The organism is Enterobacter cloacae, assembly GCF_011078175.1.
Taxonomy (GTDB): Bacteria; Pseudomonadota; Gammaproteobacteria; order Enterobacterales; family Enterobacteriaceae; genus Enterobacter; species Enterobacter cloacae_Q.
In genome coordinates this window covers 383,912-404,725 of the sequence record NZ_JAALCJ010000004.1, presented here as the reverse complement: position 1 = coordinate 404,725, position 20,814 = coordinate 383,912, and the positions used below count along the sequence as shown (strand labels likewise).

General features: G+C 55.4%; 21 protein-coding genes, 2 tRNA genes and 1 riboswitch. Of the genes, 12 read left to right on the top strand and 11 right to left on the bottom strand.

Going from position 1 to position 20,814, the window contains the following annotated elements; translation table 11 throughout:
- The first annotated feature begins 165 nt into the window (after positions 1-165).
- Positions 166-579, top strand: coding sequence for a CoA-binding protein (locus G6Q29_RS11710; RefSeq protein WP_207309793.1), 414 nt, complete (start codon positions 166-168; stop codon positions 577-579).
- A 34-nt stretch (positions 580-613) separates the two neighbouring features.
- On the opposite strand, the gene hspQ is transcribed toward G6Q29_RS11710, so the two are convergent.
- Both hspQ and rlmI read right to left on the bottom strand, forming a co-directional pair.
- A complete protein-coding gene (gene hspQ, locus G6Q29_RS11705) occupies positions 614-931 on the bottom strand; it encodes a heat shock protein HspQ (RefSeq protein ID WP_006809336.1) in 318 nt (105 codons plus the stop codon).
- 60 nt (positions 932-991) lie between these two features.
- A complete protein-coding gene (gene rlmI / locus G6Q29_RS11700; RefSeq protein WP_165465724.1) occupies positions 992-2,182 on the bottom strand; it encodes a 23S rRNA (cytosine(1962)-C(5))-methyltransferase RlmI in 1,191 nt (396 codons plus the stop codon).
- Between the two features lie 173 nt (positions 2,183-2,355).
- Between rlmI and G6Q29_RS11695 the strand changes: the two genes are divergently transcribed.
- The 3 genes from G6Q29_RS11695 to yccX are packed head-to-tail and all read left to right on the top strand — an operon-like array spanning position 2,356 to position 4,005.
- Positions 2,356-2,913, top strand: coding sequence for a kinase inhibitor (locus G6Q29_RS11695; protein ID WP_165465723.1), 558 nt, complete (start codon positions 2,356-2,358; stop codon positions 2,911-2,913).
- A 10-nt stretch (positions 2,914-2,923) separates the two neighbouring features.
- Entirely contained in the window at positions 2,924-3,712 is a 789-nt protein-coding gene (locus tag G6Q29_RS11690; protein ID WP_165465722.1) for an AraC family transcriptional regulator, read from the top strand.
- Positions 3,713-3,723: 11 nt separating this feature from the next.
- The gene (yccX, locus tag G6Q29_RS11685) at positions 3,724-4,005 is read left to right on the top strand and encodes an acylphosphatase (RefSeq protein ID WP_165465721.1); all 282 of its coding nucleotides are present in this window, start codon (positions 3,724-3,726) and stop codon (positions 4,003-4,005) included.
- Here yccX and tusE read toward each other — a convergent pair.
- Both tusE and yccA read right to left on the bottom strand, forming a co-directional pair.
- Entirely contained in the window at positions 4,002-4,331 is a 330-nt protein-coding gene (tusE, locus tag G6Q29_RS11680) for a sulfurtransferase TusE (RefSeq protein WP_003858129.1), read from the bottom strand. The two genes, yccX and tusE, sit on opposite strands and share 4 nt — an antisense overlap.
- 88 nt (positions 4,332-4,419) lie before the next feature.
- Positions 4,420-5,079, bottom strand: a complete 660-nt coding sequence (gene yccA / locus G6Q29_RS11675; RefSeq protein WP_165465720.1) for an FtsH protease modulator YccA — start codon at positions 5,077-5,079, stop codon at positions 4,420-4,422.
- 270 nt (positions 5,080-5,349) lie between these two features.
- Here yccA and G6Q29_RS11670 point away from each other — a divergent pair, with 270 nt between their 5' ends.
- Together G6Q29_RS11670 and G6Q29_RS11665 are read left to right on the top strand one after the other, a co-directional pair.
- On the top strand, positions 5,350-6,978 hold the full coding sequence (locus G6Q29_RS11670) for an ABC transporter substrate-binding protein (protein WP_165465719.1): 1,629 nt from the start codon (positions 5,350-5,352) through the stop codon (positions 6,976-6,978).
- A gap of 144 nt (positions 6,979-7,122) precedes the next feature.
- Positions 7,123-7,210 (top strand) — tRNA-Ser (locus G6Q29_RS11665).
- 60 nt (positions 7,211-7,270) lie between these two features.
- On the opposite strand, the gene G6Q29_RS11660 is transcribed toward G6Q29_RS11665, so the two are convergent.
- From G6Q29_RS11660 to G6Q29_RS11650, 3 genes are read right to left on the bottom strand one after another with little or no spacing between them, the layout of a single operon-like run.
- A complete protein-coding gene (locus G6Q29_RS11660) occupies positions 7,271-8,032 on the bottom strand; it encodes an ABC transporter ATP-binding protein (RefSeq protein ID WP_165465718.1) in 762 nt (253 codons plus the stop codon).
- Positions 8,029-9,060 carry a FecCD family ABC transporter permease gene (locus G6Q29_RS11655; protein WP_165465717.1) on the bottom strand — a complete coding sequence of 344 codons (1,032 nt, stop codon included), beginning with the start codon at positions 9,058-9,060 and terminating at the stop codon, positions 8,029-8,031. Before G6Q29_RS11655 ends, G6Q29_RS11660 begins: the two co-directional genes overlap by 4 nt.
- Positions 9,057-10,064: an ABC transporter substrate-binding protein gene (locus G6Q29_RS11650; protein ID WP_165465716.1), complete on the bottom strand. Its 1,008-nt coding sequence runs from the start codon at positions 10,062-10,064 to the stop codon at positions 9,057-9,059. Before G6Q29_RS11650 ends, G6Q29_RS11655 begins: the two co-directional genes overlap by 4 nt.
- Positions 10,065-10,530: 466 nt before the next feature.
- Between G6Q29_RS11650 and G6Q29_RS11645 the strand changes: the two genes are divergently transcribed.
- A tRNA-Ser gene (locus G6Q29_RS11645) sits at positions 10,531-10,618 on the top strand.
- 42 nt (positions 10,619-10,660) lie between these two features.
- Here the strand turns inward: G6Q29_RS11645 and G6Q29_RS11640 are convergent.
- Complete coding sequence (locus tag G6Q29_RS11640; RefSeq protein ID WP_165465715.1) at positions 10,661-11,662, bottom strand: magnesium transporter; 1,002 nt, start codon at positions 11,660-11,662, stop codon at positions 10,661-10,663.
- A 60-nt stretch (positions 11,663-11,722) separates the two neighbouring features.
- Positions 11,723-11,892: riboswitch (M-box (ykoK) riboswitch) on the bottom strand.
- A gap of 138 nt (positions 11,893-12,030) precedes the next feature.
- A complete protein-coding gene (locus G6Q29_RS11635; RefSeq protein WP_165465714.1) occupies positions 12,031-13,488 on the bottom strand; it encodes a UbiD family decarboxylase in 1,458 nt (485 codons plus the stop codon).
- Between the two features lie 129 nt (positions 13,489-13,617).
- On the opposite strand from G6Q29_RS11635, the gene G6Q29_RS11630 reads away from it, so the two are divergent.
- Positions 13,618-14,091, top strand: coding sequence for a MarR family winged helix-turn-helix transcriptional regulator (locus G6Q29_RS11630; protein ID WP_165465713.1), 474 nt, complete (start codon positions 13,618-13,620; stop codon positions 14,089-14,091).
- Positions 14,082-15,095 carry a GlxA family transcriptional regulator gene (locus G6Q29_RS11625; protein WP_148388892.1) on the top strand — a complete coding sequence of 338 codons (1,014 nt, stop codon included), beginning with the start codon at positions 14,082-14,084 and terminating at the stop codon, positions 15,093-15,095. The genes G6Q29_RS11630 and G6Q29_RS11625 overlap by 10 nt, the downstream gene beginning before the upstream one ends.
- A gap of 45 nt (positions 15,096-15,140) precedes the next feature.
- On the opposite strand, the gene G6Q29_RS11620 is transcribed toward G6Q29_RS11625, so the two are convergent.
- Both G6Q29_RS11620 and yddG read right to left on the bottom strand, forming a co-directional pair.
- Positions 15,141-16,526 (bottom strand): MFS transporter, encoded by a 1,386-nt coding sequence (locus G6Q29_RS11620; protein WP_165465712.1) that lies wholly within the window; start codon positions 16,524-16,526, stop codon positions 15,141-15,143.
- Positions 16,527-16,742: 216 nt separating this feature from the next.
- Positions 16,743-17,660, bottom strand: a complete 918-nt coding sequence (gene yddG, locus G6Q29_RS11615) for an aromatic amino acid DMT transporter YddG (RefSeq protein WP_165465711.1) — start codon at positions 17,658-17,660, stop codon at positions 16,743-16,745.
- Positions 17,661-18,043: 383 nt separating this feature from the next.
- Here yddG and G6Q29_RS11610 point away from each other — a divergent pair, with 383 nt between their 5' ends.
- Genes G6Q29_RS11610 through G6Q29_RS11600 form a run of 3 tightly spaced genes read left to right on the top strand, consistent with a single transcriptional unit; the run spans position 18,044 to position 20,738 of the window.
- Positions 18,044-18,946: a dihydrodipicolinate synthase family protein gene (locus tag G6Q29_RS11610; protein ID WP_165465710.1), complete on the top strand. Its 903-nt coding sequence runs from the start codon at positions 18,044-18,046 to the stop codon at positions 18,944-18,946.
- Positions 18,947-18,955: 9 nt separating this feature from the next.
- A complete protein-coding gene (locus G6Q29_RS11605; RefSeq protein WP_165465709.1) occupies positions 18,956-20,455 on the top strand; it encodes an aldehyde dehydrogenase in 1,500 nt (499 codons plus the stop codon).
- Entirely contained in the window at positions 20,433-20,738 is a 306-nt protein-coding gene (locus G6Q29_RS11600; RefSeq protein ID WP_242637211.1) for a hypothetical protein, read from the top strand. Before G6Q29_RS11605 ends, G6Q29_RS11600 begins: the two co-directional genes overlap by 23 nt.
- The last annotated feature ends 76 nt before the right edge of the window (positions 20,739-20,814 follow it).

Genomic DNA, 20,814 nt, shown 5'->3' with positions numbered 1-20,814 from the left:
CTCCTGTAGACAAACTACCCGGTAAGAATGTATCAAAAGTTTTCGGTAATCACGTTTACTAACATATAGACATATTCTGCCGTTTTGCCCTCATACTTCTGAATGGGATGCGTGGTTGAGCTAACCGCTTTGACGTACACTTTAAAAAAAGCCAGGAGGAAGAGCATGAAAGAGAACGACATTGTCGAGATTCTGACGTCCACGCGCACTATCGCGCTGGTCGGCGCGAGCGATAAACCGGATCGTCCAAGCTATCGGGTCATGAAATACCTTCTGGATCAGGGGTACCACGTGATCCCGGTTTCTCCGAAAGTGGCGGGGAAAACGCTGCTGGGTCAGCAGGGCTATGCGACGCTTGGGGATGTGCCGGAAAAGGTCGATATGGTGGACGTTTTCCGTAATTCAGAGGCGGCCTGGGGCGTGGCGCAGGAGGCGATCGCCATCGGCGCGAAAACGCTATGGATGCAGCTGGGCGTGATTAATGAGCAGGCGGCTGTGCTGGCGCGCGATGCCGGGTTAAAGGTGGTGATGGATCGCTGTCCGGCAATCGATATCCCCCGTCTGGGGCTGGCAAAATAAAAAAAAAGCCCGCTTGACGGGCTTTTTTACACCTTTAGTTTCGCAGTCTTGGTGCCTGTAACTGTTTGCGGATGGTCTGAGCAAGCTCGTCCATCGTGGGTTGTTCCGGATGCTCATCCTGTAGTTCACCACTCAGCTGCGCCTCGGCAAGATAGGTGTGGACAGGCTGACCATCGTCGCCCTCCATGACTACATGATACCAGGGCGCGGCGCGAAGCTCTGCGTCAACCGCCAGCTCGTCTGCTGACGGTTCATCAAGGGAATACTCCGGGTCGATATCCACGACCACACCCAAATATCCAAGCAAGGTGTGGCGGACCTGCTGGCCGATACCGAATTTGCTGGCAATCATAGTCACCTCCCGGGAAACATTACATACACACTATGTGCGGGCAATATTTCTCTTTTCAAGTTACATGACGCGACAGGCAAACCCTTTCAGATACAGCCCTTCCGGGTAGGTAGCGATCACCGGGTGATCGGCGGCCTGACGGAACTGCTCTATAAATTGTACATCACGACCCGCATCTATTGCGGCATCGGCGATGATTTTTTGGAATAAATCTGTCGTCATCAGGCCAGAGCAGGAGAATGTAAGCAGCACGCCGCCCGGGTTCAGCAGCTGGATCGCCAGCATGTTAATGTCTTTATAGCCACGGCAGGCGCCCATCAGCTGGCTTTTGTTTTCCACAAACTTCGGCGGGTCCATTACGATGACGTCAAATTTCTCGCCCTGGTCGCGGTATTTACGCAGGAGTTTGAACACGTCGTCGCGCACAAACTCCGCTTTGCTCAGATCCAGCTTGTTCAGCTCGACGTTCTGCTTTGCCACGTCCAGCGCTTCCTGGGAGGTGTCGACGCTCACTACCTGAGAACAGCCGCCCATCAGGGCAGAGACCGCAAAGCCGCCGGTATAGGAGAAGCAGTTCAGCACGCGCTTATCGGCAACGTACTGGCGCGTTGCCAGACGGCTGTCACGCTGGTCGAGGTAATAACCGGTCTTATGGCCGCCCTGGATATCCACCAGCAGCTTCATGCCATGTTCTTCGATAGGCAGCAGGGCAGGCGGCAGTTCGCCGGTGACCGGGCCTTGCGTCAGCTCCATGCCTTCCTTTTTGCGCACCGCCACGTCGCTGCGGTCGTAAATGGCGCATGACGGGAACAGGGTTTGCAGGGCGCTAATCAGCGCGGCACGCTGGTATTCCGCCCCGGCGCTCAACAGCTGCAACACCAGGAAATTGCCGAAGCGGTCGATGGTCACGCCCGGCAGTCCGTCGGACTCTCCGGCAATCAGACGATAGCTGTCCAGCCCGTCACGCTTTGCCAGCCACTCGCGCCACTGCTGCGCCTGTTGCAGACGACGGACGAAGAAATCGATATCGATGGTTTCATCTTTATCGAACGTCCAGACGCGGGCGCGGATCTGGGAGGATGGCGAGTAGGCGCCTCGCGCTAACCATTTCCCCTGATGGTCAACGATATCAATGGTTTCACCGAGGCTGGCTTTGCCTTCCATACGGGCAACCGCGCCGGAAAAGACCCAGGGATGACGGCGCAGTAAGGATTTCTCGCGCCCTTTGGCTAACACTAAACGTACACTCATAATTTGCTGTTCTGTCGATTTCAGGGAAATGGCGCGTAGATTACCACATTCAGCAAGGCGCAATCATCTGCGGATGCCGTTGAGCGTTTCGGCACAAAATCAAATCGCTTAAGCACATTACGGCACCGCGGCGGGATATACAGTGGGATTCCGGTTCATCAAAGGAAACCCCCATGAAAAAGCACAGCGTCATCACAATAGCCGCTCTGGCGGCAATGAGTTTTCAGGTTTTAGCCGCAACGCCTTTCAGCATGACCAGCCGGGATATTTCCGGCGACCGGCGGTTGGCGCCACAGCAGGTGTTTGAGGGATTCGGCTGCCGCGGTGGTAACCAGTCCCCACAGCTGGCGTGGAAAAATCCGCCTGCCGGTACGAAAAGTTTTGCTATCACGGTATATGACCCGGATGCGCCTACCGGCAGCGGCTGGTGGCACTGGACCGTAGCTAACATTCCCGCAAAGACAATGACGCTGCTCACTGATGCCGGTAACCCTAATGGCGAAAAATTACCTGCTGGCGCTGTGCAGGGGCGTAATGATTTCGGTTATTCTGGATTCGGCGGCGCATGTCCGCCCGCAGGCGATAAGCCTCACCGTTATCAGATGACCGTCTGGGCACTGGACGTAGATAAACTGCCCGTCGACAAGAATGCCAGCGGCGCACTGGTCGGCTTTATGCTCAATAGTCACGCTCTGGCAAAGGCTCAGTTAACAGCAACCTACAGCAGATAAGGATGGCGGGGTGCAGGAGTTCCATTTTCGACATAAACATCTCACGGCGGGTGAAGTGAGTGCCAGTAAAATGCATCGCCTGCACCAGGTTAAACTCTTTTTTCCGGCGATTTGCCATATCACTCACGGCAGTAAGGTGATTGTGCAGGACGACAGCCGCCTGGTGGCAACCCGGGGTGAGCTCATTATTATCCCTGCCAATACGGCGATGGAGATCATTAACCAGCCTGTAAACGGTCTGTTCCACTCGGACTTGCTGATGTTATCCCCGGAAATTATTGCTGAGTTTAAAGCGCATTATCTGAAATCCTGGCCGCGCACGACGCTGCATTCGCTCTGCGCTCCGCTGAGCGAGGGGCTGGTGTTTATGTGGGGTAACCTGCTGCACGCCGTGCGTCAGGATTTACCGGAGGCGCTGCAAAAACATCAGGCCTTCGGTCTTTTGCTGGCGTTGCTGCATGACGGCGTGGCAGGTCCGCTGCTTATTGAGCGAAACAATAACCTGACCGAGCAGGTCAGACAGTTCATTATGCTGTCGCCCGCCAGAGCCTGGACCGCGCAGGATGTCGCCAGCCGTCTGGCCTTAAGCGTACCGACGCTGCGCAGGCGGTTACGCGAGGAGTCACAGAGTTTTCGCCAGATTGTGGAGGAGGTGAGGATGGGCGTGGCGCTGTCACAGCTACAGTCAACCCGATTACCGATCGGCGAAATCGCATTACAATGTGGGTATCTGTCCAGCTCTCGTTTCACCGCCCGTTTTCGGCAACACTACGGCTGTTTACCGAAAACGCTACGTTAAGGAGAAGAAGAATGTCTAAAGTCTGCACTATTGCCTGGGTTCACGGCGTTGTTCAGGGCGTGGGTTTCCGCTACAGCACCCAGCGTGAGGCTCTTCAGCTTGGGCTAACGGGATACGCGCGAAATATGGATGATGGAAGCGTCGAAGTGGTTGCCTGCGGCGAAGCGGAGCAGGTCGACAAGCTGGTGGCGTGGCTGAAAGCAGGTGGGCCGCGCAGCGCGCGGGTTGATAAGGTCTTAACGGAACCGCATCAACCCGGCCGGGAATACGCTGACTTCAGTATTCGCTATTAAATGCATTTAACCGGCTTTGGCAGGCCGGCAATTTTTGTCGCCTGTTTAGCCGGGCCTTTAGGAAACAGGCGATACAGATAACGGCTGTTGCCTTTCTCTTCGCCAAATTTATTCGCCATGGCTTTGACCAGCATGCGGATAGCCGGCGACGTGTTGAATTCAAGGTAAAATTCTCGCACAAAGCGCACCACTTCCCAGTGTTCCGGGGAGAGGGTAATTCCTTCGTTTTCCGCAATTTTCTCCGCCAGCGCTTCGCTCCACTGGCTGCTCTCTTTCAGATAACCATCGTTATCGGTTTCGATCTCTTTGCCTTCAAAACTCAACATATTCATTCACGCGTTAGTCAAAAACCGCATCAGTTTACCAAAAAAACAAAGCCCCGCATAAGCGGGGCCATGTTCACAGCACGGTGGGTTAATCGCGGCTGGCGAAGCCCAGGATGCTCAGCAGACTGACAAAAATGTTGTACAGCGACACATACAGGCTCACGGTCGCGCGGATGTAGTTGGTCTCACCGCCGTGAATGATGTTGCTGGTTTCATACAGGATTGCGCCGGATGAAATCAGGATGAACACCGCGCTAATTACCAGATGTAGCGCAGGCAATTGCAGGAAAATGTTCGCCAGCATACCGACCAGCACAATCACGATACCCGCCATCAGCATACCGCCAAGGAAGGACATGTCCTTACGGGTAGTCAGCACGTAGGCCGAGCAGCAGAAGAACACCAGTGCGGTACCGCCCAGCGCCATACCAATCACGTCGCCCATTCCGGCAGACAGATAGGCGTTCAGAATTGGCCCCAGGATGTAGCCCAGGAAGCCCGTAAAGGCGAACGCGGAGAGTATACCTACTGGTTTATCTGCGGTTTTGTAGGTCAGGAACATCAGACCATACATACCCACCAGCGTCAGGATCAGGCCCGGAGAAGGCAGCATCAGCACGGTGCTGGCCGTCGCAGTGATTGCCGAAAACGCCAGCGTCAGGCTGAGCATGAAATAGGTGTTGCGCAGCACTTTATGGGTGCTGAGTAGCGATGTGCGGTCGCGTGAAGAAGTAATTATACGATCCATGAGTCACTCTCTTATGACAGATGTAATTAGCGCAAAGAATAGGAAACGGCGCGGCAGACGCAAAGTGGTTTTACCCATCTTTACTCAGCCGCCTGGGGATTATGCTGGTTTTTTATTCTGATAAAGCATTTTTCTTTAGAATGAAATGCGGTTTGCAATGCGTATTCAGATCAACCTCTTATAGGTTACTGAAAAATATTGCGTTATTTCCCTAAGGCCGCTAAGAGTTATTTCCGGATCGTCATAAAAACAGACAATAAGGCGAAGGAAATGAAACCACAAACACGCATACACTTTACGCTCTCTTTGTTAACCGCAGGGATCCTGTGCGCCAGCACGGCAACCTGGGCGGCTAACGTGCCGGCAGGAACCCAGCTGGCAGATAAGCAGGAACTGGTCAGGAACAACGGAAGTGAACCCGCCTCGCTCGACCCGCATAAAGTCGAAAGCGATATCGAATTCAATATTATCAGCGATTTATTCGACGGGCTGGTCAGCGTCTCTCCGGCAGGTGAAATCCAGCCGCGCCTGGCGGAGAAATGGGAAAATAAAGACAACACCGTCTGGACTTTCCATCTGCGCCCGGGCATTACCTGGAGCGACGGAACGCCCATCACCGCGGAAGATATTGTCTGGAGCTGGCAGCGACTGGTCGCCCCGAAAACCGCCTCTCCGTATGCCAGCTACCCCGGCAGTATGCGTATCGTCAACGGCACTGATATCGCAGAAGGCAAAAAAGCCCCCGAGTCGCTGGGCGTGAAAGCCATCAATGACACCACGCTGGAAGTGACGCTCACGCAGCCAAATGCCGCTTTTCTGGCGATGCTGGCTCACCCGTCTCTGGTGCCAATTGATAAAGTCCTGGTAGGCCGTTTCGGTGATAAGTGGACCAAACCGGAGCACTTCGTCAGCAGCGGGGCCTATAAACTGTCACAGTGGGTGGTTAACGAACGCATTGTGGCGGTGCGGAACCCGAAATACTGGGATAACGAACATACCGTCATTAACAAGGTGACCTATCTGCCCATTTCCTCTGAAGCCGCAGACGTAAACCGCTATAAAGCGGGCGAAATCGACATTGTCTACACGGTGCCGATCAACCAGTTTGCACAGTTAAAGAAAACGCTGGGGAGCGAGCTGGACGTTTCACCGCAGCTTGCCACCTATTATTATCAGTTCAACACCACCCGGCCACCGTTCAACGACGCCCGCGTGCGCAAGGCGCTGAACCTGGCGCTGGATAAAGAGATTATCGCCGGGAAAGTATTAGGGCAGGGGCAGCGCCCGGCATGGCTCATCAGCCAGCCGGATATTGGCGGCGTTAAGCTTCAGAACCCGGATTATGCCAGCTGGCCGATGGATAAACGCATTGCCGAGGCGAAAAAGCTCTTGGCCGAAGCCGGATTTAACGACAGTCATCCGCTCAGCTTTAATCTCCTCTATAACACCTCGGAATCGCACCAGCGTATTGCCATTGCCGCCAGCTCAATGTGGAAGAAGAACCTCGGGGTGGAGGCGAAGCTGCAAAATCAGGAGTGGAAAACCATGCTTGATACCATGCACACCCATAACTTTGACGCGGTACGCTACGCCTGGATTGCCGATTACGACGATGCGGCAACCTTCCTGAACACCTTCCGTACCGGGGATAGCCAGAACACCACTCAGTACAGCAATCCGGACTACGATCGGGCGCTGGTGAACGCGGCGAAATCGAAAACGGCGGAGGAGCGCGGTAGGTTCTACCAGCAGGCAGAAGATCTGTTGGGACGCGATGTACCGGCGATCCCGGTCTATCATTACGTGCGCACGCACCTGGTGAAACCGTGGGTAGGGGGCTTCACGCCAGACAAGCTCGGGTACTACTACACCAAAGATATGTACATCAAAAAGCACTAACGATCCGCGGTGGATATTGTGCTGTCAAAATGGCCAATCTGTCGTCTATTCAACCGATTAAACGCATTTTGGCTATTTTTAAAGCGAACGAATGCGCGCACTCTTTACAGCGCGCGGTGAGGTGTTTATAGTTCGCCTCACTTAGGAAGCGTGGCCGAGCGGTTGAAGGCACCGGTCTTGAAAACCGGCGACCCGAAAGGGTTCTAGAGTTCGAATCTCTACGCTTCCGCCAAATTCGAAACCCCTGCGATAGCAATATCGCAGGGGTTTTTGCTTTTGCGTCAGTCTTCCGTCATGCCACCATGTTGTAGCTTATCGTGATCCCGGCGTCGGCCTTGCAGACCTGCGCTTTCACGCACCAGGTATCTTCGATGTGTGCCGGCGTCAGCACCGCTTCGGGCGCGCCCGTGGCTGCGATCTGCCCGGCCTTCAGGAGGATCAGTCGCTGGCAATAATTGGCCGCAAGATTGAGATCGTGCAGTGCAACTACCACCGTAAGCGGCAGCTGTGAAACGAGCCGCATCAGCTCCAGCTGGTGCTGAATGTCAAGGTGGTTCGTTGGTTCATCGAGCAACAGCACCCGCGGCTGCTGGGCCAGCGCGCGGGCTATCTGGCTTCGCTGACGCTCTCCGCCAGACAAATACTGCCATTGGCGCTGGCGTAAGCTGCATAACTGCATCAGGGTCATCGCCTGTTCAACCGCAGCCTCATCGTCGCGAGTGGTCCGCTGGAATATTTTCCGGTAGGGCGTCCGCCCCAGTCTAACGATTTCCTCAACGGTCAGTTCTCCGTCGACTTCAGCATGTTGCGGAACAAACGCCATGTTCTGTGCGCGTGTTTTCAGCGGCATCATGCCAAGCGTTGTGCCATTAAGCGCCACGCGTTCGCTGAGTCGTGGAAACAGTCCGGCGAGACAGCGCAGCAGCGTCGACTTGCCCGAGCCGTTTGGCCCTAACAGGCCGACAATCTGCCCGGATGGCAGGTCGAGATCGATATCCTTCAGCACCGTCTGCGCCTGTCGGGTTACGGTTAACCCGGCCACGGTAATATTCATGGATGCTCCTTTCGGTTTTGATAAAGCAACGCCACAAAGGCGGGAGCGCCCACCAGCGCAGTGACCACCCCGATGGGCAAAACCTGGTGCACAATCAGCGTGCGTGAGACAATATCGGCGAGGATCATAAAGTGAGCGCCGATGAGAAACGTCAGCGGGATCGAGCGACGATGACCCGGCCCGCATAGCATGCGCGTCACGTGGGGAATGACCAGTCCCACAAACCCCACTGCGCCTATGGCGCTCACCATCGTTGCGGTGACGACGGCACAGGTCAGCAATAAAACAATGCGCACGGCGGTAACCGGGATCCCCAGCGTAGTGGAGACCTCATCCCCGAAGGTGAAGGTGTCCAGCGCCCGTGAAAAGAGCAATACCACCAGTAAACCCGCAAGCGTAACGGCCAGCGCCAGCAGCGCGTCAGGCCAGCGCACGCCGCTCAGACTCCCCAGTAGCCAGAACATGACGCTACGGGACTGCTCGGCATTGGCGGACGTGCTGACAACGTACGCGGTCATGGCGTTGAAGAGTTGAGTTCCCGCAATGCCGGCCAGTAAAATGCGCGACGGGCTTTCACTCATTCCGTTTGTAATCGCCATGATGAGCGCAAAGGCGACGCACGAGCCGACAAACGCGCCGCTGCTCACGCCAATCACGCTTCCCCCGATACCGAGCAGCATTACACAGACAGCACCCAACGATGCGCCCGCCGAAATCCCCAGCAGGTACGGCTCAGCCAGAGGGTTACGCAGTATCGACTGTAACACCAGCCCGCACAGCGCCAGGCCGCCACCGCTGCACGCAGCCATCACTGCCCGGCTCATGCGATATTGCCAGACGATACCTTCCTCCGTTAGAGGCAATACATAAGAGGTCAACCCCAGTCCGTTGAGGATCGCTTTCCCGGTCCCGGCATACGACACCGGCATATCACCGATACTGGCGGCAAAAACCAGCATCAGCGGCAGCGCCATGATGCCTGTCGCAAGTAATGTTTGCTGGCGGCGGTCAAAAGCAAAAAGGCTCATTGTTCATCCCGGAAAGAAGCCAGCCGATCGCTGATAAGCTCAACCGCATCGACGTTACGCAGTGAAGGATTTAACGACATCGCCGGCACCACAATAATGTGGTTGTTCCTGACCGCAGGCATGTTCTTCGTCACCGGATCACTGCGCAAGAATGCTTCTTTTACTGCAACGTCATCGGCAGGGTAGAGTCTGCGGGACATCTCAGCGATAACAATCACGTCCGGCTGCGACTGGGCAATATGTTCCCACGTTACAGCTGGCCATTCGTCGTGAGAGTCAATAATGTTCTTTAGCCCCAGCGTGCGGCTGATCCAGCCAGGCGCGCCGTAATTTCCCGCCACCCAGGGGTCGCCATTCAGACGGCTGCTGGAGAACCAGAATACGACGTGAAGCGGTTTCGCTGAGACGCGCGCCCGGGCCTTTTCGATACGTTCCGCCAGCGCATGATTGAGCTGTTCACCTCGCGCGGAAACATCAAAAATCGCCGCCAGTTCGGTCACTTCTCGCGTAATTTCCGCCAGTGAAAACGGCACGCTTCGTGCCCCGTCTGCGTTTGAAGTTTCCGTTACCGCTTTATCCGTGCAGTCGGCAGGGGAAATCCACGTATTAATTCCCAGCGACGCAAACTGCTCACGTGTTCCCACTTCACCCTGCGGACCAATGTGCCAGTGATACTGCGCGAGAACGAGCTCAGGTTTCTGTCCCACCACGGCTTCAAAGGAGGGCGAATTTTCTGTAAGCCGGGGAACGTTTTTCCCGGCATCCGCCAGAGGAGCCGGAAGTTCACCGAACCAGACCGACGTCGCAGCGATCGTTTTCTCCAGCCCCAGAGCCAGCAATACCTCTGTTTCATGCTGACCTACGGTCACGACGCGCTGAGGAGGCTGCGCAAAGGTCTGCTCTACGCCGCAATTTTCTATTGTGCGTGGCCAGGAGGGTGCTGCGAAAGCGGCAGGCGCCATGGAGAGCAGTGAAGCCAGAAATAACCCTTGTTTTAGTAACATAGAACACAATCCGAAATTGTTATGTTATAACATAATACATATATTATGGCTGAGAGCAACACGCTCACCGTCGCTTGTTGTAGAAACGAAAGGCTGGAGTATTCGCAACATACCCACCTGGGATACGTGGGTTACCTGATAAAAATAAGATTTCTGACCCGGGATAGTGTGGATGAAAAAGAGCCTGCTCGCGTTTGCGTTCTGTTTTGCCGCCCTGAACGCCCGATAAAAGTGCATCAGTTGCAGAAAAGGGTGAGCCGTAAAATGCATCGGCGAACAGATAATATTAACGATTCTCACCGTGCGGTTGGCTTTTGTCTCATGCATCAGAACAATGTCATCACGCTTATTAGCCAGTCGATGATGAAAAAGTCAGCGGGTTGGAAGAGAATGACGAAGATGCTTAACGTAATGCAATTTCATGCTTTACATCATGCTCAGAGATGTTTATAGTGCGCCTCACTTTGGAAGCGTGGCCGAGCGGTTGAAGGCACCGGTCTTGAAAACCGGCGACCCGAAAGGGTTCTAGAGTTCGAATCTCTACGCTTCCGCCAAATTCGAAAACCCTGCGATAGCAATATCGCAGGGTTTTTTCGTTATTCCAGCCCCAGCGTATACTGCGCGATTTTGAAGTAGATAATCAGCCCGGTGCCGTCGATTAGCGTGGCGATAAACGGTGCGGAGACCACCGCCGGATCGATTTTGCAGCGTTTCAGTACCATCGGGATCACCGACGAGACGATGGCGCTCCACAGCGTAATGCAGACCAGCGTCAGGCTAACGATGAGCGTGATTTCCATCCCAATGCCCATCATCCAGGCGCGAACGCAGCCCGCCAGGCCCAGCGTGGCGGCAATCATTAACGAGGTGCTCATCTCTTTGCGCAGCACGCGACCCACATCGCGAAGGTGGACTTCACCCAGCGCCATGGCACGCACCAGCGTCGAGGTGATCTGCGTCCCGCTATTTCCGCCGGTGCCAATCAGCAGGGGAATAAAGAACGCCAGCGCGATGGCAGATTCCAGCGCCTCTTCAAAATGCTGGATCACGGAACTGGTATATGCTTCCGCAACAAACAGCAGCAACAGCCAGACAGAGCGTTTCTTCCACAGGCTGAAGGCGCTGGTTTCCAGATAGGGTTTCTCCAGCGGCAGCGTCGCCCCCTGAAGCTGGGCATCTTCAGTAACGTCATCTTCCAGCAGATGGGCGATTTCACGTTCGGTCAGGCAACCCACCAGCTTACCGTGGGTCACCACCGGTACGACATCCGCACCCGCGTGCGCCAGCAGCCCGGCGACATATGCCCGCTCATCTTCCGGTTTAAGCTGGATAAAATCCGATATCATCAGCGCCCTAACGGGCTGCACGGTATTCGTGGCCTGCAATAATTTGCGTACGGCAATCAAACCCGCGAGTCGACCGTTATCTTCGATAAAAATATGTGACGGAATATCATCATCTTTTAATTTTTCAAAGAACTGCTCGCGTGCCAGAGCCACACATAATGTAATATCGATAACGATAAAATCGGTATTCATATATTGCGCGATGGCGCTATCATTAAAAGCCAGGTTTTGGTTGTGAATTGCGTAAGACATAGTAAATTCCCTTTGAATAATAAAATCTCTCAGGGGCGAGCAAGACAGGGCATGTCGGAAAGGAGATCCCCACGTCCTGGGTTCAGCACTGTACACCGTATCCCGCAAGGGAAGTTATACTGACAAAGCCTTGATTCGACAGTGCCTGTTTTACCCTGTGCCGGTTCTCTCGAACCCACCAGAGCGATAACGTGTATTTGTACAGGAGCCTCGCCATAACGAGATCGTTGTAAAACGTGAGGGATAATACGCCTCTTTTTAAACTCTGCTCTGGAATTTAATTAGCGTTTATGAAATGTTTAGAAGAATAATTATTTTTACAGCGTTGACGGACCGTTTAATGACGCCTCCGCAGAGGCGTCCATTATTTATTCCCAGTTATCCAGCACGCGCTGGCGAATCTCTTCAGGATATCCCTGGTCAAATGAGGCATGCAGATGGCGTTTGGTTTGCAGGGTATCAAAGACCACTTTCGCCCCTTTACCCGCCACGTATTCCTCTTCGTCGTAGCACTGCGGCAGACGGATTACGCGCTGGTCATTAAACACTGCTCGATGGCCAACCGGGTGGACGCGGGTTGACAGCACCCACACCACTTCGCGCAGGTTGGTCGGGTCGAAATCATCATCCACCACGTACACTTTTGGAATAAAGACCATCGAGTCGGTGTTGAAAAGAACTTCGCCGATGCGCTGAGTCAGCGCCTCACTGGTCACTCCCGGCAGCCGTTCGCGCCAGTTCTGCGGGATGACAACCAGCAGCCAGTGCACGGTGGAATCTTCCGGGATCCATGCGGTTTTAACCGGTAGATTAGCTTCACGCAGGTGCGTTAACGCATCGGCCGCCAGCCCCATCGCCCATAGCGTATGGGACTCGTCCGTCGGGCGTCCGGTGATTGACATTGGCCAGATAGGATCGTCGCGATGGGTGATGGTCTCGACGTGGAAGGTGGGCTGGGCCGAAGAGCCCTCGCCCAGATATCCGCCGTATTCGCCATACGGGCCTTCCTGACAGTCGCGGGTGATGGACACGTGCCCCTCGATGACTATTTCTGCCGTTGCGGGCACATCAAGGTCGATACTCACAGCCTTGACGACCGGTACCGGCGCGCCTGCGAGCGTGCCGATGTAATCCGCTTCATCCGCATGTGCCGGGATCGGGATGCCGGAGACGCAGGAGATCGCGGGAGCCGGCCCCTGCACCAGGGCGTAAGGCATGGGCTGACCGATATTGACCCACTCGGTCCAGATCTGTCCGATGTGCTGGCCTGGCACAATCAGTCCCACCATTCGTTTGCCGTCAACTTTCATGACGCGGGCAATCGACCAGTTCACCCACTTGCCGTCGGGCGTTGTGACAATCAGCGTGCCCCAGGTGTTGGCGTAGCGCCCACCGTCTTTATCGTGAGCAAACGGGATGGGAAAACGGTCCAGGCTGGCGTCATCTCCGCGCAAAATGTTCTGCTGGCATGCGGCATCGGCAGCGTTTACCCGAACGGGAGGAATGCCGGGTTTACTGCGCGCCGCAGAGAGCGCTTCAATGATCTCCGGCCCGGTAGATTCGGGGGCCAGTCCCAGTGACATCGCCACGCGGGCGTAAGCCATATCGGCCCGTGAGGAGAGGCTGGCTGGCGCGCCAAACAATCTAAAGCCAGGCGCAACGCCTGCAACCTTATGGAACAGCGGCGCAGGCGACTGGAGCTCATAGCTGCGGCGGGTTATGGCGCTGGGTTCAAAATCTCCGTCGACTTCCCGGGTCACATGCATGATGTCGCCCATCGCATCCAGCGCATCGATAAAACTTCTCAAATCATCGTAATATTTCATGCGGCACTCCTCAGGCCTGCCATGGAAACATCCTGTAGAATGCGATAAAGTCCTTTATGGCTATAGTTTGTAGTCAAACAGTTTGAGTTCAAACTATATGTTTCCCGTTTTCAGGAGTCAACACAACTGATGTCAGAAAATCACGATCTCATTCATGCCGCGCCGCTCTGGCCCCACGGAGACAGTTCGTTAATGCATCTGGTGCGTCGGGCAGGGCAGCACTCAACGATGTGCTGGACGCAGTGCGTTGATAGCGGGCTTTCGGCGGTACAGTACGCCATACTGGTGGTATTAGCCGAAGAAACTACCTGCGATCAGCAAACGTTGGGCAACCGCGCCGGGTTTGATAAAGCGACGGGGACTTATGTGATCGACCGCATGACCAAAAGTGGTTTGTTGAATGTAGAGACCGACCCGACAAACCGCCGCCGCAAACGGGTGACGATGACCGCAGACGGCGAAGCGATGCTCGCACAGATGATTGAGCAGGCGAAAAGCGCCGAAAAGATGATTACGGCGGGGCTGGATGCGCAGGATATAACCGATCTAAAACGCCTGCTGAGCAAGCTGGGTGGATTGCAGGAGCCAGAGTCATGCCCTTAGCCGACGATGAGCCGAAGCCCGATTTGACCATCGGTTTTTTGCTGATGCGCCAGTTCACCCTGGCCTCGGTTGCCGGGCTGGTGGAGTCGTTGCGTTTTGCGGCGGACGAATCCTTCTCCAGCCGGCAAATCTTTTGCCGCTGGGAGTGGATGACCTGTGACGACCAGCCGGTCACGGCCAGCTGTGGGCTGCCGGTTTCGCCTACGGCAAAGCTGGATTTCAGCAAGGCGTGGGATTACTTCGTGGTGGCGGGCGGGTTGCTTGAAGAGACGCGCCATCCCCCCGAATGGCTGTTACAGGCACTGCGCGAACTGCATGCGCGAAACATTCCTATCATCACCTTGTGCAGCGGGGCGTTTGTGGCCGGGAACGCCGGACTGCTGGACGGACGCCACTGCGCGATCCATTTCACCACCCGTGACGAATTCCGGCAGCGCTTTCCGAAAGCGATTCCGGTGATCGACAAAACCTATATCAAGGACGGCGGCATTATCTCGTGCCCGGGCGGCACGGCGATTGATCTCGCGGCGGATCTGATCCGTCGCCATTGCGGTCTGGTACGCTCCCAAAAAGTGCTGAAGTATCTGTTGGTGGATGACACCCCTCAGCCTGCCAGCAAAGGGAGGCAGAAGGCCTCGCTCACTGCGCCGGAGGTGTATGAAAACGAACTGGTCAGCAAGGTGATTGGGTTTATGAAGCATCATCTTGATTCGCCGATTCCGCTGGCGGACGTGGCGGATTTTGCCGGGGTCACCTTCCGTCAGTTAAACCTGATTTTTACTAAATGCACCGGCCACTCGGCGGCCGTTTACTGGCGCAGCATGCGCCTTGAGCAGGCGCGTAAGCTGATGGCGGATTCAAGCAACAGCATTAATGCGATAGCCGCTGCGACCGGGTTTTCGGACGCGTCGCATTTGATCTCATGGTTTCGCAAACAGTACGGTGAAACGCCGAGTTCTTTCCGCAAACGTCGCAGGGAAGTGGAAAAGCTGGTCAAAGAGTAGAGTATCGGTAGGCCGGGCAAGCGCAGCGCCACCCGGCAACAGGTTTTACAGGCTTTGACGCTTCGGCATCACCGCCTGCATCGGGGGCTTTTCACGCGAGGGCGTTTCCTCAAGCGAGGAGGCATCCTCCAGGCTGCGAGCGTTCGTTTCCGGTGCGAGGAACCACGACACCGCCAGACCAAAGAAGGTGATTGCAGCGGCGATATACATCGTCGGGCCAATGCCGAGGCTCTGTAGCGACACCGGTACCAGCCAGGTGCCGACTGCCGCGCCAATACGCGACAGCGATGTGCCAACGCCCACGGCCCCCGCGCGGATTTCCGTCGGGAAAATCTCGTTCGGGTAGACCAATTGCAGAACCTGCGCCCCGCCAATAAACAGCGCGTACAGGCCAAACATCAGCAGGATCACCGCAGACGGCCCGTCACGCAGAAAACCTAACAGCAGCAGCGCCAGCCCGGACCACAGGAAGCTGTGTAGCAGCAGCTTACGACGCCCCAGGATATTGACCAGGCGGGTGGCAATGACGCAGCCGACCACGAACAGCAGGGTGATCGCCACCGAGCCGTAAGAGGCCCAGTTACCGCTCAGATGCAGCGCGTCCAGCACCTTTGGCGCAAAGGCATAGACGGCAAACACCGGGATCACCGAACACGTCCAGAAAACCGTCACAAACGCCATGCGTTTTCCGTAGCCAGAATGAAGCAGGTTGGCAAACGAGAGGTTTTTACTTTCAGCCTGCACCGGTAAGTTATCCAGACCAAATTCAGGGCCGTAAACGCGGCGGATAATCGCTTCGGCCTCGGCATGGCGGCCTTTGCTCATTAACCAGCGCGGCGATTCCGGGGTGCCCAGGCGGACGATGAACAGCAGAGCGCCGATGATGGCGGTACTGGCCAGCGTCAGGCGCCAGGCGTCGGGGCCACCAAAATTAAGAATGGCTTCGCCGGTCAGATACGCCACGGCTGCGCCCGCAAACCAGAGGATGGTCAGCGTCGCGAGACACGGTCCACGGTTTTTCTTCGGCAGAAACTCCACCAGGAAAGCGGTCGCGACCGGGTATTCAATCCCGACGGCAACGCCATTCATAAAGCGCAGCGCAAACAGCATTTCGCCGCTTTGTACCCAGTATTGTGCGACAGAGCAGACGACGAAAAGGGTTGGGCCCACGAAATAGAGAACGCGTCGGCCAAGACGATCCGTTAGCGCACCGCCGATAAAGCCGCCGAAGAAGATACCGATCAGCGCCGAGGCGGCAATCAATCCTTCCCAGAATGCGCTCAGTCCGAGGGCGGGGGAGACTTTCATCATGGCGATGCCGATAATACTGAGCACGTATCCATCGACAAAGGATCCGCCGCCTGAACGCACGGTCAGCAACCGGTGAAAGCGGTTAAGAGGGACGTCTTCTACAGAAATGGTATTTGACATGGTAACTCCTGTCTTTCCCCGATGTCGTCGGATTAACGGCCTGCAACGGGCACAAAAGCCATTGCCGCTCATCCGTCGATCGCGGTTTAAATGTAGGTCAGGTAATAGTGTTAAAGCGAACGTAATAAATATTTTTTCTGTTAAATCGGGCAGTTCATTATAAATATTCCTCCGATGCAGGATGGTCGGGTAAGAGGCTTTATTGTTATTAGGGTCTTACTTGCTTTCTCTTATAACAGGTACGGCTTTCGGTGCAGTGCTGCGGGTAGACCACCAGCAGATCAGCGAGCCCAGACTCACCATGGCAGTGCCTTGCCAGAACGCGATCGTCAGGTGTGAATTCAACATAACCGCGGCCAGTACCGCTGAGATAACAGGGATAAAATATGAGGCGGCTGCCAGCATCGTCACGTTGCCGTGCAGAATGCCGACGTTCCAGGCGGCATAACCAAAGCCCATGGCGATGGCGGCCAGCAATAAACTTATCCATGCATGCCAGGAAAGAATAAACTCTGGCTGAGGGGAGATGAGGTATTTAACCCATAATGTCATCGCGGTCAAAATAAAGAACAAGGTGATCCCGTTATTGCCTTTAGCGATAATTTTGGTGACCACACAATATATTGCCCAAATAATGGCACCGCTAAAGGCCAGGCCATAACTGAGCGGATTTTCCATGACGTTATGGCTCATCCCGGTGAAAGAAAAACCCTTATCGCCGCCTAATACCCGGCAAATTCCGGCGACGGCTAAAATGATGCCGGGAATAATCAGCGGGCTGGTCTTTTGTCGGTTCACGATAACTGACAGCAGTATGGTCATACTCGGCCAGAGATAGTTCACCATCCCGACTTCAATAGCCTGGCGGCCAGAATGGGTGAAGCCCAGGGACAGCGACAGACAGAGTTCGTAGCAGACGAACAGAATACTGCCGAAAATGAGGTAGCTGCGGGGAAATCGACTTAGTGTCGGAAAGCCCACGGTGAACAGCAGAAGAATGGCGCTACAGGTGTAAATCAGCGCCGCGCCGCCAACCGGGCCGAAGCCTTCACTCACGCTTTTGATCAACCCAACGATGGCGCTCCACAGCAGGATGGCAATCAGTCCGATGAGTGTGGCTTTCTTCTGGGGCATACCCTGTACCTCTGTTTACATTTTCATTACAACCAAAGCGGCTGGCTGTTAAATTCTGGTTAAATATTGCTGTAAAGCTATGCCGCCGTTTTGACGCTGTAAATACGTCTCCAGGAGCAATAATTCCAGAATGTGATCGTTATCTGAAAACATGTAGAAAATTACTACGCCTGAATAATGTTTTTAATTTATTGAATATTAATAAATAATTTTTTGTCATCGGTAGGAATTTACTACTTGTACGTATTTATGTTGTATTTACTATGTATACAAAAAATATTCACGCATTGACCTCTTTCGCTCCTCTGTGCAAATTTTTAACAAACGCAGCCTGTCTGGCTGTTGCACATGCAGTCCCATAAAGATTTTCCCTGGAGGTTATCGTGTTCACATTTGAAGGTATCTACACCCCGGCAATTACCCCCTATGCCGCCGATGGCAGCATTGATTTTGCGCGGTTTGCGGATGTGCTGGAGTCGCTGATCGAGGGGCGCGTGCACGGCATTATCATTGGTGGTTCAACGGGGGAATACTATGCCCAGAGCGCAGAAGAGCGTAAGGCGCTGGCCGAACATGCGCGTCAGGTGATAGGCAACCGGCTGCCGCTGATTGTCGGTACCGGTGCTATCCGTACGGAAGATGCCGTGGACTATGCGAAGCACGCCCGCGAAATAAAGGCTGACGCCATTCTGGTTACGTCGCCGCCGTACGCGCTGCCTACCGAGCTGGAAAATGCGCATCACGCGCTGACGGTGGATAAAGCCGCGCAGCTGCCGATTATGCTCTACAACTACCCGGGCCGAATGGGGATCACCATGGGTGAAACCTACTTCCGCGCGGTGAGCCGTTCGTCCAACGTGGTCGCCATTAAAGAAAGCTCCGGTGATTTTAATAACCTGCATCTTCTGGCCTGCAAATTCCCCAATATCACTCTCTCCTGCGGCTGGGACGATCAGGCGCTGGAGTTCTTCGCCTGGGGCGCACGCAGCTGGGTATGTGCCGGGTCTAACTTCATTCCGCGTGAACACGTTGCGCTGTATGAGGCTTGCGTGGTCGAAAAAGACTTTGAGAAAGGTCGCAAGATCATGGCGGCGATGATGCCACTCATGAACTTCCTCGACGGCGGCAAGTTTGTGCAGTCTATCCGCTACGGCTGCGAGCTGAACGGTCTGACCTCGGGTCAGGTGCGTGCGCCGCTGCAAAGCCTCGACGAAGAAGAGAAAGCACAGCTGAAGGCGGTGATTGCCGGGGTGAAACGCAACGTGGCAGCGGTTACGGCAGCGTAAGGGGGCAGGATGAAACAGCTTCAGACACTCAACGATGTCACGCGCCTGGCGCATGAACTTACGCTTCCGGACAAGGCGTTTATCGATGGCCGTTTCTCCCCGGCGCGTTCCGGTCAAACCCTGACGACGTACAACCCGGCGACCGGTGAAGCCATCGGAACGCTTGCTGCGTGCGATGAGTCTGACGTTAACGCGGCGGTGAGTGCGGCGCGCGCCGCCTTTGAAGCTGGAAGCTGGCGCAAGCGGGCACCAGGCGAGCGCAAGGCGGTCCTGCTCAAACTGGCGGCGCTGATGGAGCAGGAGACCGAATCCCTCGCCGTGCTGGAAAGCCTCGACAGCGGCAAGCCGGTCAGCGAGTGCCTGACGGTAGACGTGCCGGAAACCATCCATGTGCTGAAGTGGCATGCGGAAGCCATCGACAAGCTATACGACCACACGGCACCGACGGGCAATGCGCTGGCGCTGGTGGTCCGTGAGCCGATTGGCGTGGTGGGTTGCGTTCTGCCGTGGAACTTCCCGCTGCTGATGCTGGCCTGGAAAATTGGCCCGGCGCTGGCGGCCGGCTGTTCGATTATTGTGAAACCGGCTGAGCAGACATCACTCACGGCGTTGCGTATTGCGGAACTGGCGTTTGAAGCAGGCATACCGGCAGGGGTGCTTAACATCGTTACCGGCACCGGGAAAGAAGTGGGTGAGCCGATAGGCCTGCATCCGGATATCGATATGGTCAGCTTTACCGGTTCGACCGCGACCGGGCGTCGCTTCCTGCACTATGCGGCAGAGTCAAACCTGAAAAAGGTGGTGCTGGAGTGCGGCGGGAAAAACCCGGCGCTGGTGTTTAACGATGCCGACGATATTGCTGCGGTGGCGGGACACGTGCTTAACGGCGCGTTCTGGAACATGGGCGAGAACTGCTCGGCCACCTCGCGCCTGCTGGTGCAGGAAGAGGTGAAAGAGGCGCTGCTGGCAGAGATGGCGAAGCAGATCGGTAGCTGGAAAATGGGCAACCCGCTCGACCCCAACAACCGTCTGGGCTCGATGGTCTCGCCCGAGCATTTCAGCAAGGTGAGCAGCTACCTCAATACGGCGCGTCAGGAAGGTCTGCGCGTGCTGCACGGCGGTAATACCGAACAGGGGGCTTACGTCCAGCCGACGGTGATTGACGGCGTCACGCCGGAAAGCGCGCTGTTCCGCGAAGAGATTTTCGGCCCGGTGCTGTGCGTCTCCACCTTTAAAACTGAAGAGGAGGCCATCGCGCTGGCGAACGATACCCCTTACGGACTGGCGGCGTCGGTCTATACCGGCACGCTTAATCGCGCCATCCGCGTATCGCGTGCCGTTCGCGCCGGAACCGTGACCGTGAACTGCTTCGGGGAAGGTGACGCCACCACGCCGTTTGGGGGCTATAAGCAGTCCGGTTTCGGCGGGCGGGATAAATCCGTGTTCGCGCTCGATCAGTACACCGAACTGAAGACCATCTGGATTGATGTTGCAGAAGACCACGCCTGAAGCCGTGTTTAACGGCCTGGAAGAGAGAATTCATTTCTATTTCTGTCTTTTGGTGGCGGTAGGGCTGTCGAGGAAGCAGGGACGCATCGCCTCTAACCGGCAGAAAAATGCCTTTATATTGAAGTGGCTAAAAAATGCCGGGCAGGTCGCCTCGTTTCGCCAGCGCGCCAGCAGTGAAATTATCTGGCTGCGCGGGGAGATCCTGCGTCATCCACCTGACCGGGATCCGGAGCCGCTCCTGATGTTGATCTACCAGACGGCCAGCGAGATGCGCAGAACGTGATCGCGGCTATGGATAATTTTTGCCGTCGCGCGCCTTTATCTGTAGGTTAAGCAGCATCACAGGTCGATTTTAAGGA

Excerpts from the sequence above, each read along its gene's own strand:
- G6Q29_RS11710 (WP_207309793.1), top strand. The coding sequence starts at position 166 with ATGAAAGAGAACGACATTGTCGAGATTCTGACGTCCACGCGCACTATC.
- hspQ (WP_006809336.1), bottom strand. The coding sequence starts at position 931 with ATGATTGCCAGCAAATTCGGTATCGGCCAGCAGGTCCGCCACACCTTG.
- rlmI (WP_165465724.1), bottom strand. The coding sequence starts at position 2,182 with ATGAGTGTACGTTTAGTGTTAGCCAAAGGGCGCGAGAAATCCTTACTG.
- G6Q29_RS11695 (WP_165465723.1), top strand. The coding sequence starts at position 2,356 with ATGAAAAAGCACAGCGTCATCACAATAGCCGCTCTGGCGGCAATGAGT.
- yccX (WP_165465721.1), top strand. The coding sequence starts at position 3,724 with ATGTCTAAAGTCTGCACTATTGCCTGGGTTCACGGCGTTGTTCAGGGC.
- tusE (WP_003858129.1), bottom strand. The coding sequence starts at position 4,331 with ATGTTGAGTTTTGAAGGCAAAGAGATCGAAACCGATAACGATGGTTAT.
- yccA (WP_165465720.1), bottom strand. The coding sequence starts at position 5,079 with ATGGATCGTATAATTACTTCTTCACGCGACCGCACATCGCTACTCAGC.
- G6Q29_RS11670 (WP_165465719.1), top strand. The coding sequence starts at position 5,350 with ATGAAACCACAAACACGCATACACTTTACGCTCTCTTTGTTAACCGCA.
- G6Q29_RS11660 (WP_165465718.1), bottom strand. The coding sequence starts at position 8,032 with ATGAATATTACCGTGGCCGGGTTAACCGTAACCCGACAGGCGCAGACG.
- G6Q29_RS11655 (WP_165465717.1), bottom strand. The coding sequence starts at position 9,060 with ATGAGCCTTTTTGCTTTTGACCGCCGCCAGCAAACATTACTTGCGACA.
- G6Q29_RS11650 (WP_165465716.1), bottom strand. The coding sequence starts at position 10,064 with ATGTTACTAAAACAAGGGTTATTTCTGGCTTCACTGCTCTCCATGGCG.
- G6Q29_RS11640 (WP_165465715.1), bottom strand. The coding sequence starts at position 11,662 with ATGTCTTACGCAATTCACAACCAAAACCTGGCTTTTAATGATAGCGCC.
- G6Q29_RS11635 (WP_165465714.1), bottom strand. The coding sequence starts at position 13,488 with ATGAAATATTACGATGATTTGAGAAGTTTTATCGATGCGCTGGATGCG.
- G6Q29_RS11630 (WP_165465713.1), top strand. The coding sequence starts at position 13,618 with ATGTCAGAAAATCACGATCTCATTCATGCCGCGCCGCTCTGGCCCCAC.
- G6Q29_RS11625 (WP_148388892.1), top strand. The coding sequence starts at position 14,082 with ATGCCCTTAGCCGACGATGAGCCGAAGCCCGATTTGACCATCGGTTTT.
- G6Q29_RS11620 (WP_165465712.1), bottom strand. The coding sequence starts at position 16,526 with ATGTCAAATACCATTTCTGTAGAAGACGTCCCTCTTAACCGCTTTCAC.
- yddG (WP_165465711.1), bottom strand. The coding sequence starts at position 17,660 with ATGCCCCAGAAGAAAGCCACACTCATCGGACTGATTGCCATCCTGCTG.
- G6Q29_RS11605 (WP_165465709.1), top strand. The coding sequence starts at position 18,956 with ATGAAACAGCTTCAGACACTCAACGATGTCACGCGCCTGGCGCATGAA.
- G6Q29_RS11600 (WP_242637211.1), top strand. The coding sequence starts at position 20,433 with ATGTTGCAGAAGACCACGCCTGAAGCCGTGTTTAACGGCCTGGAAGAG.